Source organism: Pseudonocardia sp. D17, from assembly GCF_036984265.1.
GTDB lineage: Bacteria > Actinomycetota > Actinomycetes > Mycobacteriales > Pseudonocardiaceae > Pseudonocardia > Pseudonocardia benzenivorans.
Genome location: NZ_BPRG01000141.1, coordinates 169,882 through 185,467 on the forward strand (window position 1 = coordinate 169,882; position 15,586 = coordinate 185,467).

General features: G+C 74.8%; 14 protein-coding genes. 9 read left to right on the forward strand and 5 right to left on the reverse strand.

Going from position 1 to position 15,586, the window contains the following annotated elements; all coding sequences use genetic code 11:
• Positions 1-55: 55 nt before the first annotated feature.
• The 8 genes from PSD17_RS22370 to PSD17_RS22405 all read left to right on the forward strand — a co-directional run bounded on the left by PSD17_RS22370 (position 56) and on the right by PSD17_RS22405 (position 10,841).
• The gene (locus PSD17_RS22370) at positions 56-1,192 is read left to right on the forward strand and encodes a hypothetical protein (RefSeq protein WP_339124412.1); all 1,137 of its coding nucleotides are present in this window, start codon (positions 56-58) and stop codon (positions 1,190-1,192) included.
• 102 nt (positions 1,193-1,294) lie between these two features.
• A complete protein-coding gene (hemL, locus tag PSD17_RS22375) occupies positions 1,295-2,626 on the forward strand; it encodes a glutamate-1-semialdehyde 2,1-aminomutase (RefSeq protein ID WP_339124413.1) in 1,332 nt (443 codons plus the stop codon).
• The gene (locus PSD17_RS22380; protein ID WP_339124414.1) at positions 2,623-3,255 is read left to right on the forward strand and encodes a histidine phosphatase family protein; all 633 of its coding nucleotides are present in this window, start codon (positions 2,623-2,625) and stop codon (positions 3,253-3,255) included. Before hemL ends, PSD17_RS22380 begins: the two co-directional genes overlap by 4 nt.
• Positions 3,252-3,845, forward strand: a complete 594-nt coding sequence (locus PSD17_RS22385) for a TlpA family protein disulfide reductase (protein ID WP_013677638.1) — start codon at positions 3,252-3,254, stop codon at positions 3,843-3,845. Before PSD17_RS22380 ends, PSD17_RS22385 begins: the two co-directional genes overlap by 4 nt.
• Positions 3,846-3,928: 83 nt before the next feature.
• On the forward strand, positions 3,929-4,702 hold the full coding sequence (locus PSD17_RS22390) for a cytochrome c biogenesis CcdA family protein (RefSeq protein ID WP_013677637.1): 774 nt from the start codon (positions 3,929-3,931) through the stop codon (positions 4,700-4,702).
• A gap of 1 nt (position 4,703) precedes the next feature.
• The gene (locus PSD17_RS22395; RefSeq protein ID WP_339124416.1) at positions 4,704-6,626 is read left to right on the forward strand and encodes a cytochrome c biogenesis protein ResB; all 1,923 of its coding nucleotides are present in this window, start codon (positions 4,704-4,706) and stop codon (positions 6,624-6,626) included.
• Positions 6,626-7,600 (forward strand): c-type cytochrome biogenesis protein CcsB, encoded by a 975-nt coding sequence (gene ccsB, locus PSD17_RS22400; protein ID WP_013677635.1) that lies wholly within the window; start codon positions 6,626-6,628, stop codon positions 7,598-7,600. Before PSD17_RS22395 ends, ccsB begins: the two co-directional genes overlap by 1 nt.
• A gap of 1,801 nt (positions 7,601-9,401) precedes the next feature.
• On the forward strand, positions 9,402-10,841 hold the full coding sequence (locus PSD17_RS22405; protein WP_083845492.1) for a MinD/ParA family ATP-binding protein: 1,440 nt from the start codon (positions 9,402-9,404) through the stop codon (positions 10,839-10,841).
• 45 nt (positions 10,842-10,886) lie between these two features.
• On the opposite strand, the gene PSD17_RS22410 is transcribed toward PSD17_RS22405, so the two are convergent.
• Positions 10,887-11,123: a hypothetical protein gene (locus PSD17_RS22410; protein WP_325051385.1), complete on the reverse strand. Its 237-nt coding sequence runs from the start codon at positions 11,121-11,123 to the stop codon at positions 10,887-10,889.
• A gap of 157 nt (positions 11,124-11,280) precedes the next feature.
• Complete coding sequence (locus PSD17_RS22415; protein WP_013677632.1) at positions 11,281-11,499, reverse strand: BldC family transcriptional regulator; 219 nt, start codon at positions 11,497-11,499, stop codon at positions 11,281-11,283.
• A 234-nt stretch (positions 11,500-11,733) separates the two neighbouring features.
• On the opposite strand from PSD17_RS22415, the gene PSD17_RS22420 reads away from it, so the two are divergent.
• Positions 11,734-12,093 carry a DUF4229 domain-containing protein gene (locus tag PSD17_RS22420; RefSeq protein ID WP_103380982.1) on the forward strand — a complete coding sequence of 120 codons (360 nt, stop codon included), beginning with the start codon at positions 11,734-11,736 and terminating at the stop codon, positions 12,091-12,093.
• On the opposite strand, the gene PSD17_RS22425 is transcribed toward PSD17_RS22420, so the two are convergent.
• The 3 genes from PSD17_RS22425 to menE form a co-directional block, all read right to left on the reverse strand.
• A complete protein-coding gene (locus tag PSD17_RS22425) occupies positions 12,049-12,930 on the reverse strand; it encodes a 1,4-dihydroxy-2-naphthoate polyprenyltransferase (RefSeq protein ID WP_013677630.1) in 882 nt (293 codons plus the stop codon). The genes PSD17_RS22420 and PSD17_RS22425 overlap by 45 nt on opposite strands.
• Before the next feature lie 9 nt (positions 12,931-12,939).
• Positions 12,940-14,229 (reverse strand): SH3 domain-containing protein, encoded by a 1,290-nt coding sequence (locus PSD17_RS22430; RefSeq protein ID WP_339124417.1) that lies wholly within the window; start codon positions 14,227-14,229, stop codon positions 12,940-12,942.
• Between the two features lie 155 nt (positions 14,230-14,384).
• Positions 14,385-15,548 (reverse strand): o-succinylbenzoate--CoA ligase, encoded by a 1,164-nt coding sequence (gene menE / locus PSD17_RS22435; protein ID WP_339124418.1) that lies wholly within the window; start codon positions 15,546-15,548, stop codon positions 14,385-14,387.
• Positions 15,549-15,586: the final 38 nt, after the last annotated feature.

The window sequence follows — 15,586 nt, forward strand, 5'->3', positions numbered from 1 at the left end:
TCCCGGGCGTCCGGTTCGTGGACAGCCGTTCGCAGGCCGCCCTACGGTGGGCGCCGTGAGCACACCGTCGGGTCCCTCGGACCGCGGGGAGGACAAGCCGACGGGCTACCTCCCGGGCAGCTACCAGCGTCAGCGCGAGCAGCCGGACGGCGGCGGGGACACCGGCGCTCCGGCGTCGGACCAGGGTGCGCACGAGGCGGGGAGCACCCCGCAGTGGCAGCCCCCGGCGGCCGCGGCGAACCCGTACGAGGGCAGCGCGTACCCGCAGCCGCAGCAGGAGCAGCCCCCGCAGCAGCAGTACGGAGCCCAGCAGTACGGGGCCCAGCAGTACGGGCAGCAGGGGTACGGACAGCAGGGGTACGAGCAGCAGGGGTACGAGCAGCAGGGCGGTCGGCACGGGCGTGCCGACGACGACCGTTCCGCGCCGGGCCCGACCTACGGCGGCGAGCAGTACGGCGCCCCTTCCGGCCAGCCCCAGTACGGCCAGCCCCAGTACGGCCAGCAGTACGAACAGCCGCAGTACGGCCAAGAGCAGTACGGCCAGCCGCAGTACGGGCAGCAGCCCGACCCCTACGGGGCCAACCAGTACGGGGCCAACCAGTACGGGGCCAACCAGTACGGGGCCAACCAGTACGGGGGCGCGCCCGCCTACAACGTCTACAACCCCTACGCCGACGGTGGCAGCGGACCGAGCGGGGGTGCGGCGGCGCCCGTCGCCCGCCCGGCCGGTGTGTGGGTCGGCATGATCCTGCTGGTCATCAGCGCCCTGCCCTACCTCGCGTACGGGGTCGTCATCGCGCTCGCCAGCAACCAGCTCACGTCCCGGATCTCGACCGACGACCTCGCCAAACTGCAGCAGGCCAACATCAACCTCACCCAGATCGCCCTGATCGCGGGCGTCGTCCTGATCGCGTTCGCCGTCCTGCACATCGCGCTGTCGATCGCGGCGTTCATGGGCCGCAACGGCGGCCGGGTCGCGGTGACGGTGTTCGTCGTGCTCTACACGCTGCTGATCGCGGGAGGCGTCGCGTCGCTGTTCGCGTTGGCAGGCCAGCGCGGCGTGACGGTCGACCTGGCCGTCGACCCGCTCGGTCTCGCGATCGGGGTGGGCCCCCTCGTGCTCGCGATCGTCGGCGTCATCCTGCTGTACGCGGGCGGGGCCTCGACCTGGTTCCGCTCCAGGCGGCGCTGAACCGGCGTTCCGTCCGTCCCGGCGGACGCGGGCGGCGCTGAGCGCCACGTCACCACCGGACCCCACCGTCACCTCACCAGGGCGGCTGCCAGACTGGAGGCCGTGAGCTCGCCGTCGACGCGCGTCGTGTCCAAGGTCCCGGAGGTCTCGTCCCGGCTGTTCGAGCGGGCGGGAGCGGCCATCCCCGGTGGGGTCAACTCGCCGGTGCGCGCGTTCAGCGCGGTGGGCGGCACGCCGCGGTTCATGGTCTCCGCGCAGGGGCCGTGGCTGACCGACGCCGACGGCGCCCGCTACGTCGACCTCGTCTGCTCGTGGGGCCCGATGGTCCTGGGGCACGCGCACCCGGCGGTCGTCGAGGCCGTGCAGGCCGCCGCCACGCACGGGCTGTCGTTCGGCGCGCCGACGCCGGGCGAGGTCGAGCTCGCCGAGGAGATCCTGGGCCGCGTCGCGCCCGTCGAGCAGGTCCGGCTGGTCAACTCCGGCACCGAGGCCACGATGAGCGCAATCCGGCTGGCCCGCGGGATCACCGGGCGCAGCGTCGTCGTGAAGTTCGCGGGGTGCTACCACGGCCACGTCGACGCGCTGCTCGCCGAGGCGGGCTCGGGTGTCGCGACGTTCGGCCTGCCGACCAGCCCCGGCGTGACGGGGGCGTCGGCGGCCGACACGATCGTCCTGCCCTACAACGACATCGAGGCCGTCCGGGCGGTGTTCGCCGCCCGCGGGCCCGAGATCGCGTGCGTCATCACCGAGGCCGCGGCGGGCAACATGGGTGCGGTCGCGCCGGTTCCGGGCTTCAACGCCGGGCTGCGCGAGATCACCCGCGAGCACGGCGCCATGCTCGTCATGGACGAGGTCATGACGGGCTTCCGGGTCAGCGCCGCGGGCTGGTACGGCCTCGACGGTGTCGCGGGCGACCTCTACACGTTCGGCAAGGTGATGTCGGGCGGGCTGCCGGCGGCGGCGTTCGGGGGCTCGCGCGAGCACATGTCGTACCTGGCCCCGGCCGGGCCGGTCTACCAGGCGGGGACGCTGTCGGGGAACCCCGTGGCCGTCGCCGCGGGTCTGGCGACGCTGCGGGCGGCCGACGCCTCGGTGTACGCGGCGCTGGACGCGAACTCGCGCAGGCTCGGCGGGCTGATCGGCGACGCCCTCACCGGCGCCGGCGTCGCACATCGCGTGCAGTACGCGGGCAACCTGCTGTCGGTGTTCTTCACCGCCGACGAGGTCGTCGACTACGCGGGCGCGCGCGCCGCCGAGACGTTCCGCTTCCCGGCGTTCTTCCACGCGCTGCTCGACCGCGGTGTCTACGCCCCACCGAGCGCATTCGAGGCCTGGTTCGTCTCCGCGGCCCTGGACGACGACGCGTTCTCCGTGGTGGCCGACGCCCTGCCCGCGGCCGCCGCGGCCGCCGCGGCGGCGACCCCCGCCTCGTGAGCACCCGGACGCTCGTGCACCTGCTGCGCCACGGCGAGGTGCACAACCCCGATGGCATCCTCTACGGCAGGCTGCCCGGCTTCCACCTCTCCGAGCGCGGCAGGGCGCAGGCCGAGACCGTCGCGAAGTCGTTGGTGGACAACGACGTCGTGGCCGTCGTGGCGTCACCGCTGCAGCGAGCGCAGGAGACGGCGACGCCGATCGCCGCCGCGCACGGGGTCGACATCGTCACCGAGGACCGGCTCGTCGAGGCGGACAACAGGTTCGAAGGCACCCGCTTCGGGGTCGGCGACGGTGCGCTCAGGCGGCCCGCGAACTGGCCGTTGATGCGCGACCCGTTCACGCCGTCGTGGGGTGAGCCGTACCTGCGGATCGCCCATCGGATGCTGGCCGCCGCGCACCGCGCCCGCGAGCTCGCCACGGGCCACGAGGCCGTGTGCGTGTCCCACCAGCTGCCCATCTGGACGCTGCGCCGCTACCTGCTCGGGCAGCGGCTCTGGCACGACCCGCGGCGTCGGCAGTGCGCCCTCGCCTCGTTGACGACGCTGGAGTTCACCGACCAGGAGCTCACCGGCCTGCGCTACCGCGAACCCGCGGGCGCCGGCGACCCGAGGGTGACCGGGGCATGAGACGGCTGCTCCCGGCGCTCGCCGCGCTCGCCGCGGTGCTGCTGGTCGCCGCCTGCGCGACGACGGGCAAGGACGCCGTCGAGACCGGGCAGGAGTTCCAGTTCGTCGCCCCCGGGGGGAAGACGACGATCCTCTACGACCCGCCGTCCTCACGCGCGAAGCTGCCGGCGCTGACCGGGGACAGCCTGCTGCGGCCCGGCACCGACGTCGGCACGGAGGACTACGCGGGCAAGGTGCTCGTCGTCAACATCTGGGGTTCGTGGTGCGGCCCGTGCCGGGCGGAGGCGTCCGACCTGGAGTTCGTGCTCGACCAGACGCAGGCGCAGGGTGTCGCGCTGCTCGGCATCGACGTGCGCGACGACCGCGCGGCGGCCACGGACTTCGTCAAGGACCGCGGCCTGACGTACGAGTCGATCTTCGACCCGCCGGGCCGGGTGCTCGCCGCGCTGTCGGGCTACCCGCGCAACACGGTGCCGTCGACGATCGTGCTCGACCGCCAGCACCGCGTCGCCGCGGTCTACCTGACGACGATCCGGCCCAGCGACCTGATCTCCCAGGTCCAGCGCGTCGCGGAGGAACCGGCGCCGTGAGCGACGAGCCCGGTGCGCGACGCACTACACGCTGTAGAACCCGGTGCGGGGCCGCCGCACCCGCAGACCTACCCTGATCGGTGATGGACGCGTCGACCACCCTCGCGATATCGGGACCGCTGCTGGTCGCAGCGGTGGTCGCCGTGCTCGCGGGCGCGGTCAGCTTCGCCTCGCCGTGCGTCGTCCCGCTGGTCCCGGGCTATCTCGCGTATCTCGCCGGGCTGGTCGGCGCGGACACCCCCGCGGTCACCGTGGCCGACGCGGGCGCCCGGCGCGGCCGGTTCCGCGTCGCCGGGGCCGCGGCGCTGTTCGTCGCCGGCTTCACCGTGGTGTTCGGGGCGATCCTCGTCGGTGTCGTCTGGCTGTCCGACGCGCTCGTGCGCAACATGGACGTGCTGCAGCGCATCGGCGGGATCGTGCTGATCGTGATGGGGCTGGCGTTCGTCGGCCTGGTGCCGTTCCTGCAGCGCGAGCGCCGCGTGCACTGGGTGCCGCGCGCCGGCATCTGGGGTGCGCCGCTGCTCGGGGCGGTCTTCGGCCTCGGCTGGGTGCCGTGCATCGGCCCGACGCTGGCCGGGGTCGTCGCCGTCGCGGCCGGGACGGGCGGGGGCTCGCTGCGCGGCGTCGTGCTGACGCTGGCCTACTGCGCCGGGCTCGGCCTGCCCTTCGTGCTGATCGCCCTCGGGGCGTCGCGGGCGGTGCGGGCGCTGGGCTGGTTGCGCGCGCACACCCGGCACATCCAGATCGCGGGCGGCGTGCTGCTCGTCGTCGTGGGTGCCCTGTTGCTGAGCGGGGTGTGGAACGGGCTGCTCGTCGGCCTGCAGACCGCCGTCGCCGGATTCACCCCGGCGTTGTGACATGACCTCCCCGCCCACCGCTCCGCCGAAGAGCCCCGTCGTCGCCGAGGGTGCCCCACCGCCGCCCGGGCAGTCGCCGATCCGCCGGGTGCTCGCGTTCCTGCGCAACACCTGGCGCGGCCTCACCAGCATGCGGACGGCGCTGATCCTGCTGTTCCTGCTGGCGCTGGCCGCGCTGCCCGGTGCCCTGCTGCCGCAGAACTCGCTCAACCAGCAGCTCGTCGAGCAGTACAAGACCGACTACCCGGCGATCGCGCCGACGCTCGACCGGCTCGGCTTCTTCGACGTCTTCTCGACGCCGTGGTTCGCGGCCATCTACCTGCTGCTGATGATCTCGCTCGTCGGCTGCCTGCTGCCGCGCAACCTCGACTTCCTGCGGACGCTGCGGGCGGCTCCCGTCGCCACCCCGCGCAACCTCGGCCGGCTGCCGCACCACGCCGCGGTGACCGTCGACGAGGACACCGACGCGGTCCTCGCGCGCGTCCGGACCCTGCTCGGCGGCAACCGGCTCACGGCCTGGCGCACCGTCGAACGCGACGAGACCGGCGGCGTGCGCACCGTCTCGGCCGAGAAGGGGCACCTGCGGGAGGCCGGCAACCTGGTCTTCCACCTCAGCCTCGTCGGACTGCTCGTCGGCATCGCGCTCGGCAAGCTCTTCGGCTACGAGGGCCAGGTCATCGTCCTGACGGGCGGGAACCAGTTCTGCAACTCCTCGATCCTGGGCTACGACTCGTTCCGCGCGGGGCTGCGCGTCGACGGGACGGAGCTCGCGCCGTTCTGCGTGCAGGTGAACGACTTCACCGCCGACTACCTGCCCAACGGCCAGCCCGACACCTACCGCGCGCAGATCGGCTACCAGACCGCCGAGGACGTCGAGGCGGGCGACGCGTCGCACTGGAAGCCCTACGAGCTGCAGGTCAACCACCCGCTGCGGCTCGACGGCGCGCGTGTCTACCTGCTCGGCCACGGCTACGCGCCGCAGTTCACCGTCACCTGGCCCGACGGCCAGCAGCGGACGGGCGTCATCCAGTGGCGGCCCGTCGACCAGACGACGTTCCTGTCCGAGGGCGCGACCAAGTTCGAGCGCCCGGGCGTGACCGACCCGACGCAGCGGCAGGACAGCGGACTGGCGGTCACCGGCCTGTTCGCGCCGACCAGCTCGGGCGGCGACGTCGTCACCTCGATCTACCCCGACCTGCGCAACCCCGAGGTCGCGATCGACGTCATGCGCGGCGACCTCGGGCTCGACGACGGCCGCGGCCAGTCGATCTTCACCGTCGATCAGTCGAAGGTGGACTCCGGCGCGCTCAAGCAGGTCGCACGGGCCAACCTCACCCCCGGCCAGTCGGTCACGCTCGACGACGGCACGCAGGTCCGGTTCGACAGTGTCACCTCCTGGGTGTCGCTGCAGGTCAGCCACGACCCCGGCCAGGAGTCGGTGCTGATCTTCGCCATCCTGCTGCTGCTCGGCCTCGGGACCTCGCTCGCGGTGAAGCGGCGCCGGTTCTGGGTGCGGCTGGTGCCTGCCGGCGACGGGCGCACCGAGGTCAGGCTCGGCGGGCTGGCCCGCACCGACCAGGCGGGCTACGGCGAGGAGTTCGAGCGGCTGCGCGCCGAGCTGCTCGGCACCGCGCCGGACTCAGGCGGGCCGGACTCAGGCGGGCCGGACTCGGGCGGGCCGGACTCGGGCGGGCCGGACACCGACGGGCCCGATTCCGACGCGCCCGACCCCGACGCTCCGGTCACCGATGCCACCGGCCCGGCCGCTCGCGACGCGGCCGTCCCCGACCCGGACGGCCCCGCCCCGGAAGTTCCTGAGCCGGACGCTGCCGACCCGGACGCTCCCGACCCCGCTGCCGGCACGGTCCCGACCGACCGCCGGCCCACGGACACCTCCGACTCCACCGACAGGGGAGAGACCTGATGCCCATCGATCCGGTTCTGGCGGCCTACAGCGACCGCTTCTACCTCGGTGCGGTCGCCGTCTACGTGCTGGCGATGTTCCTCCACGCGTTCGAGTACGTCGGATCGACGCGGCCGGTACGTGCGAAGGCGCTGGTCGGGGCAGGGGCCGAGGCCTCCGCCGTCGACGCGGTCGAGGACACCGACAACGACCCCGCGGGCGCCGACGGTCCGTCGACGCCGAAGCGCCGCAGCCGCGGCGACACGTGCGGCCGGATGGCCGTCGCGGTCACGATCGTCGGGCTGCTCGTGCACCTCGGGGCGATCGTCCTGCGTGGGCTGGCCACCGAGCGCTGGCCGCTGGGCAACATGTACGAGTTCGTCTCGGCGATCTGCTTCGCGGCCGTCGTCTGCTGGCTCGTCGTGCTGAAGAAGTCGCCGTCGCTGCGGCCCGTCGGCGCCTTCGTGCTGCCGCCCGTCTTCATCCTGATGTTCCTCGGCGGGACGGTCCTCTACGCCCAGGCAGCGCCCGTCGTGCCGGCGTTGCAGTCGTACTGGCTGGCCATCCACGTGACCACCGTCACCATCGCCTCGGGGCTGCTCATGGTCGCCGGCGTCGCGAGCATCCTCTACCTCCTCGTGAAGTTCGGGAGGGCGGGGAAGCTCGCCGCCAAGCTCCCCCCGATCGACGCGCTCGACCGACTGGCCTACCGCGTCACCGTCGTCGGGTTCCCGATCTACACGTTCGCGGTCATCGCGGGCGCCATCTGGGCCGAGTCGGCCTGGGGCCGGTTCTGGGGCTGGGACCCCAAGGAGACCGTGGCGTTCGTCGCGTGGGTCGTCTACGCGGCGTACCTGCACGCCCGCGCGACGTCGGGCTGGCGCACGACCGGCGCACCGTGGATCAACGTCCTCGGGTTCGCCACGATCGTGTTCAACCTCTTCTTCATCAACATGGTCGTCGCGGGGCTGCACTCGTACGCCGGGCTCGGCTGACGGTGAGCACGGCGTAGCCGGCGGGTCGCGACGCCGACCGGTGGCGGCGCCGCCCTCGCGGAGTTCACCTCGACCAGCGACGCACGCGCGACTACCGTGGGTGCACGTGAGTAAGGCAGCGTCGGAGTACCCGGACGGTTCCGTGGGCCGCTACGTCCAGGAACGCTGGGGGAAGTCGACCGGTGACGCCGGTCGGCCGTCGCCGCCTGCCGACGAGGACGAACCGGCCGACGATCGTCAGGCACCGCCTGCCGCCGAGGCATCGCGCATGCCGACGAGGTCCGTGCCGGAGACGACGTCCGCGCGGGAGACGACCGCCACGGCACCGACGCCGCCGGCGGCGGAGCCGGCAGAGCTCCGACCCGGCGTCACCGCGCCCGCGCCGACCGAGGCCGAACCGCTGTACCGCCGCCGGGACGCGGCCCGCCCGCCCGCGCGGGAGACCGCCGCGGCGGCGCCCGTCGAGCAGCCCGAGCGCCCCGCCGCACGGGCCGTCGAGCACGAGGAGCCCGTCCGCGGCGCCGGAGCGGTCTGGGGGGCCTCGATCCCCGAGCTGCCCGCCGAGGACCTCGAGTCCGAGATCGATCCCATGACCCCCGGCCACGGGATACCGGCCGTCGACGGTCCGGCCGACACGGCGTCCCGCACCCCGGCCGCCCCGCGGGGACCCGACGCGGGCGAGTTCTACCCGTCCCCGCCCCGGACGTCGGCGCCGGGCACGTCCGAACCGGCGGCCGACGCCGACCTCGGTACCGCGCCGACCACGGGCCCCGGTGGCCAGGCGACCGGTGGCCGGACGCCCGGTGACCAGGGGACGGGTGGCGACCGCTCGGTGCCGCACCTGCGCGCCGCGCCGACACACGGCGGCACCGACCGCGACGCCGCCGCCGCCCGCGTCACCGCGGCCCGTCGCGCGGCCGAGGCGGCCCGGGCCGCCGCAACCCGGCGCCCGCCCGCGTCGATGCGCCCGCCGGCGGCGTCCTCGGGCTGGTCGGCCGGTGTCGGCACCGACGCCCGCCGGGGCGACGGCGCCGAGGCCCGCCGTGAGGCAGGAGCAGACCGCGTCGAGGCGGCCGCCCGCGCCGCCCAGGTCGCCCGCCGCGAGGCCGACGAACGCGCCGCGGCCCTCGACGGCGCGCGTGACGGTGCCGCTCGTCCGGGCGATGGCCGATCCGGCACCGCGCCCGACACGGGCGGACAGCCCATCCCGCCGACGATCGCGGCGGCGCAGGACGGCGTCGCGCCCGGCTCCGACCGGCCCGGTCGCGAGGCCGCCCGCCGCGGCCCGGACGCGCCCGCCGACGCCACCGCCCGTCCCGGGCGAACCGCCACGCCGTCCTCGGCGGCGGTCCGGGCAGCCGCCGCGTGGGCCACCGACGCACCCACGCGATCCGCCGACGGCGGCGGCACCCGACCCGGGCCGGCCGCGGCTGCGGCGTCGCAGGGCGCTCCGACGCCGCCGAACGGCAGCACCATCCGCACGGATGCCGCCGGTGCCCGGCCGAGCTCCACGGCGACACCGCCCCGTGGAGGTGCGCGCGTTCCGGACGCCGGCCCCACTCCCGACGGGGCACCGAACGGTGCCCCGACACCACCGCCTGCCACCCGTGACGTGGCCGGCGCCGCGGCCCCCGACGCGGCGGTCGCCGCGGCCGGGACCGGAGCCCCGACGACGCCTGCCCGGGGGAGCGCTCCCGCGCGGGGCCCCGCGACGCCGGCGCGCGGGACCGGCTCGGTGCCGCCGCCCCGGGAGAACACCCCGGTCACCCCGTCGCGCGGCGGACCGCCCGTGCGCGACGACATGCCCGACGGACCTGCCCGTCGGCACCTGCTCACACCACCCCGTGGCGGCGCGGTCGCCCGGTCGGCGACCGAGGCGGGCGTGCCCGCGCCGCAGGGTCCGGACCCGCAGGCCCCGGCCCGTCCGGCCGTGGACCCGGAGGCCGTGCCGCCGGCGCCGGACCGGCCGGCCCCCGGCCGCTCCGGCGCGGACCGCGCGGCGGCGTACGGCCCGGCCGCGGACCCGCGAGCGGCGGACCCCCGCACGCCGGACCGGGCGGCGGCCGAGCATCCGGCCCCGGCTCCTCGGACGTCCGGGCCGGGCCCCGACGGCGCGGCCACGGAGCCGCCCGGACGGGACGGGCAGGGCGCGGCCGACCAGCCCGGTGGCTCGCGCGTCGAGCAGTCGTGGCCGCCGCCCCCGCCGCCGCCGTCGTGGCCACGGCCACCCAAGCAGGCGCCGCGCCGCCCCGCGGGCTGGACCGATCCCGCTGCCGTGGCCGCGCAGGAGGCCCAGCGCGCGCGGATCGGGCAGGTCGACGTGGGTGGGAGCGCCGACCTGACCTCGGCACGGCTGCTGCGCCCGAGCAAGCGGCCCCCGCAGTCCGGCTGGCGGCGCGCCGTCTACGTGCTGTCCGGCAAGCTGATCAACCCCGGCGAGAGCCCGACCGACATCCGCAGGCGTGAGCTGACCGTGCGGGTCAACCAGCCGCTGCTGGGCTGTTACAAGATCGCGATGCTGAGCCTGAAGGGCGGCGTCGGCAAGACGACGGTGACCGCGACGCTCGGCGCGACGTTCGCCTCGCTGCGGGGTGACCGGGTCGTGGCCGTCGACGCCAACCCCGACCGCGGAACGCTGAGCCAGAAGATCCCGCTGGAGACGACGGCCACCGTCCGCCACCTGCTGCGCGACGCCCAGCGCGTGCGCCGCTACACCGACGTCCGGGCCTACACCTCACAGGGCCCGTCGCGGCTCGAGGTGCTCGCCAGCGAGCAGGACCCGGCCGTGTCGGAGGCGTTCAGCGAGGACGACTACCGGCGCACGGTCAACCTGCTCGAGCACTTCTACAACATCGTCCTGACCGACTGCGGCACCGGACTGATGCACTCCGCGATGTACGGCGTGCTGGGGATGGCCGACCAGCTGATCATCGTGTCGTCGGGTTCGATCGACGGCGCGCGCTCCGCGTCGGCGACGATGGACTGGCTCGACGCGCACGGCCACACCGACCTGGTGTCCAACGCGGTGGCCGTCATCAACTGCGTGCACCGCTCGTCGGGTGGGGTGGATCTGGACCGGGTGGCCGAGCACTTCGCGCTGCGCTGCCGGGCCGTCGTGCGGATCCCGTTCGACGGGCACCTCGAGGAGGGTGCCGAGATCGACCTGGACCGGCTCGAACCGCACACGCGGATGGCACTGCTGGAGCTCGCGGCGTCGGTCGCGGACGGGTTCCCGTCGTAGGGGGCGTCCGGGTGACTCCCGGTCCCCGGGGATCCGGGGGAGGGCTCAGGCCTGCTGGTCGGTCGGCGGGTCCTCGCGCCGCTTGACGGCCTCGTCGAGCTTGCGCAGGAAGTCGGGATCGTCGTCGGGGCCGGTGGCCCGTCGACCGCTGGGCCGCACGGGCGCGGACCGCGACGGACCCGGCACCCCGGTGCGCTCGGAGGTCCGCTCGGTGTTCATCGCCCGCCACATCAGCAGCGCGATCACAGCGGCGCCGAGGAACGCGACGAGAAAGACCACCACCACTACCACCTCCGCTCACGAGACTAGCGGAGCGCGGGCGAAGCGTCGGTGAAACCGAGGACCGCGCACCGGGTCCCTGGCGGGAGCCCGAAACCGGCGACCGGCCGTGCGAGGCGACGCCGCGTGGGCATCGCCTCGCACGGCCGGTCGGACGGCCTCAGTGCTGGTGCGGAACGGTCGCCTCGCTCGTGAGGTCGGCGAGCATGCCGCGGACCTCGGACTCGCGAAAGCGGCGGTGGCCACCGGGGGTGCGGATCGAGCCGATGCGACCGGCGGACGCCCACCGGGTCACGGTCTTCGGGTCGACGCGGAACAGGGTGGCGACCTCACCGGGGGTGAGGAGCCGCTCGCTCTGGTTCTGGGTCGGGGTGGACATTGGGGCCTCCCACATTCGTCGATTACCGGGCCATCGTGACACCTGGGATACCGGGTACTCGAACGGTTGTCGGAAGGTAAAGGGCTCTTAAAGGACGAATCGGACGGAAGACTCCGGCCGAGTCAAGCAGCCGCTTCGCCAACGTACGACTGTCCCGCAAAAGTTCCCGAACCGCGTCGTCGCAGGTAGACGTGGGTGTGCACGGCTCGGGACGGGTCGACGTACGCTCGCGTCATGTCCACGCCAGGGCCCACGCCTCCCGACACCGACCCCACGGGTGACGGTCCGGGCCTCGCCACCACGATCGCCCTTTACGCTGTGGCGAGAATCGCTGTCGTGGCCGTCGTGGCCGCGCTCCTCGTGGCCGCCGGCGTGCCCCTGCTCCTGTCCGTTCTCCTCGGGATCATCGTCGCCCTACCGCTGTCGATGTTCCTGTTCCGGGGTCTGCGGGCGCGGCTCGACCGCGCCGTCGAGGCGTCGCGGGCGCGGCGGGCGCAGGTCCGTGCCCGGCTGCGCGGCGACGACGGCCCCGCGCAGGTGCCCGACCCGTCAGAACCACCCGCTGAGGGCGAGCCCGACCGCCGTCAGGAATGACCAGGTCAGCAGGGCCAGACTGGTCTCCTGCAGCACCTTGATGAGCTTGCGGCCGTCGGCTCCCCGCAGCACACGGCGCACCGGCGCGATCGCCACCGGGGCGGCCAGCAGGGCCAGCAGCAGCGGCCAGCTGCGGGTCCCGGCCCCGATCGTCAGCACGAACGGCACGAGCATCAGGCCGGCGTAGAGCTTGCGGGTGTCGGCGTCGCCGAGCGCGACGGCGAGGGTGCGCTTGCCGGTCATCGCGTCCGTCGGGATGTCGCGCAGGTTGTTGGCGACGAGCACCGCGCACGTGAGAAGCCCCACACCGACGGTGGCGACGATCGCGATCGGGCTCGGCGCCCCGCTCTGGGTGACGACGGTGCCCAGCACGGCGACCGGACCGAAGAACACGAACACCGCGACCTCGCCGAGCCCGGCGTACCCGTAGGGCCGCTTGCCGCCGGTGTAGAACCAGGCTCCCGCGATGCAGACGGCCCCGACGGCGATGAGCCACCACTGACCGCTGAGCGCGACGAGCGCGAGGCCGGCGACCGCTGCGACGCCGAAGCCGATGAACGCGGCCCGTTTGACCTGGGCGGGAGCTGCCGCCCTCGACCCGACGAGCCGCAGCGGGCCGACGCGGTCGTCGTCGGTGCCGCGGATGCCGTCGGAGTAGTCGTTGGCGAAGTTCACCGCGATGACCAGGCTGACGGCGACGACGAGCGCGAGCAGGGCTCGCCCCGGCGCCACGACGCCCGCGCCGATGGCGGCTCCGGTTCCGACGAGGACGGGGGAGATCGCGGTGGGGAGGGTGCGCGGACGGGCTCCCTCGAGCCATTGCGCCGGTGTGGCCACGCAGAAAACCTAACTGGTCGCGGAATCCGGACCCGTACCCCCGCAGGCGCCCACGACGCCGGCTCCCGGGATCGCCGACGCGGGCAGGAACTGGGCGTCGCCGATCTGCAGCCAGCCGTCGGCCGCGGTGCACACCACGGGCACGGCCGCGCCGTTCGCGGCGCCGCCGACGACGGGCGCGTCGGTGCTGGGCGCCGAGCGGATCTGCACCGACCCGGCCTTCGCCTCGACGGCGCCCGCGGCGGCCTCGGTGTCGATCTTGGACGTGCGCACCGACCCGGTCCACAGGTAGGTGACGGTGACGGTCGCATTGTCCTTGAGCCCCAGGTCGTCCCAGAAGACGCCGTCGGCGAGGTCGATGCCCGCGGGGTTGGAGACCTTGCGGCCGAACTGGTCGTTGCCGCCGTTGTAGCCCGTGCGGTAGGCCGCCTGCGCCTCGGGCGTGCCCTGCGGCAGGTCGCCCCAGTTCTGCCGGACGTTCCCGGGGTTCCAGTAGTCGTCGCGGGTGTTCCACGGGCCGACGTCCCACACCGGCGCGAAGGCGCACCGGCCGTTGGCGGCGCAGACCTTGACGGAGTAGTCGGAGGTGTCGCGGGCCGAGAGCGCCCGGCGCGACGGCAGCGCGACGAAGTGGTCCCGGTCGGTGATGACGTGGCCGTTGGACGTGGTGCCGCCGACGAGACCCTCGCGGGTGGCGAAGACGGAGTAGGTGAGCGGGTCGCTCTCGGTCCGGGCCTGGTCGGGCACGCCCTCGGTCGCGGCGACGGGCCGGGCGTCCTGCTGCAGCCCGGTGACGACGGGCTCCGCGCCGGGTCCGCCCGTGAGAACGAGCCGGCTCTGCACGACGGTCGTCGTCTCGGGGAGCTGCGCGGTGCTGCCGGTCGCCGACGTGGGCGTGCTCGGGATCCACTCGGTCCAGCCGCCGTCGGCACGCCTGCCGCGGACGTCGACGACGACCGAGCTCCCCGCGGGCGTCGTGCCCGCGACGGTGGAGTCGACCTGGTCGGTGGGCCGGGCGAGCGTCCTCGGGTCGAGCGTCAGGTAGCCGGTGGGGGCGAGGTCGGGGCCGCCCTCGGCGCCGCGCGGGGTGGCGGCGTCGTGCGGGGCGGGATGGGCGTCGGCGTTGTCGAGGGTCACCGCGCCGGACGCGGTCCGCACGCCGCTGCCGTCCCCGGCCGCGAGGTCGGCCGACCAGGACCGGTTCGCGGGTACCGCGGCCGCGGCGGCAGGGGTCACCGTGGCCGCGGCGAGCGCCGCCACCACGGAGGCCATGAGCGCGGCGCGTAGTCCCGTTCGCATGCGGCGTCCCCCCGACGGTCGAGCCTGTTCGTGTCAGCCGTGTGACTGCTGTGACGGCCGGTGTGGATGTGCCGCCTGACGCGAAGCAGACCGGATGATGCGGGGGCGGGTCAACCGACGGAGAGTGACGATCACCGAACGTGTGGCCCCGATCGTCACCGGATCGGGGGAGTGTGCTCCGAGCTGCTCGTCGCGCTGAGCAGTCGTGCGACGGCGGAACGATCCGGTTTTCCGATGCCGCGCAACGGAACCGCGTCGACCGCGAGCCACCGTCGGGGCACGGCCGCGCGACCGAGGGTGGTGCGCACGGCCGCGCGCAGGGATGCGCGCAGGTCGTCGAGATTCTCGTCGGGCCCGAGCACGACGGCGGCGGCCACCACCGCGCCCCAGTGCTCGTCGGGCACCCCCACGACGCAGGCGTCGGCGATCCCGGGCTGGGCGGCCAGCACCCGCTCGACCGCCGCCGGGGCGACCTTCTCGCCGCCGGTGACGACGACGTCGTCGGCGCGGCCCAGCACGGTCAGCCTGCCGTCGTCGAGCCGCCCGAGGTCGCCGGTCCGGAACCGGCCGCCGTCGAAGGCCGCCGCCGTCGCGGCCGCGTCGCCGAGGTAGCCGGCCGCGACCGTCGGCCCGCCCAGCACGATGCGCCCGTCGTCCTCGAGGGTGACGCTCACCCCGTCGAGCGGCACCCCGTCGTAGACGCAGCCACCCGCGGTCTCGCTCATCCCGTAGGTCGTGACGACGTGCACACCCGCGTCGAGGGCCCTGGCGCGCAGGGCCGGATCGAGCGCGGCGCCGCCGACCAGTACCGCGGCGTACCCGCGCAGCGCCTCCAGCGGCGCGCCCCCGGCGTCGAGGAGGCGCAGCAGCTGGGTCGGGACCAGGCTCGTGTAGCGCCGGTCGCCGTGCGGCAGCCGCTCGGTCGCCCGGGCGAAGCCTTCGGGCCGAAACCCCTCGCGCACGTCCTGCACCTGCGGCGGGGCGCCCGCGAGCAGCGCCCGCACCACGACCTGGATACCGGCGACGTGCTCGGCGGGCAGGGCGAGCAGCCACCGGCCGGGCCCGCCCAGCCGGTCCTCCGTCGCGCGCGCCGATGCCGTGAGCGCCGCGGCGGTGAGCACGACGTGCTTTGGCTCGCCGGTGGAGCCCGACGTCGAGACGACGACGGCCGCGCCCTCCGGGAGCTCTCCGCCGGGGTCGGGGCCGGGCACGGCGACCGGCCGTACCGCGGGACCGGTCCCGTCGAGTGCGGCGGCCAGCGCGGCGGCGAGCCCGGCGACGGACCCGGGGGAGCCGTCGACGACAACGGAGCGCAGCATCGTTCCCTTTCCGGTCGAGCAGGGGGCCGGACCAGCGT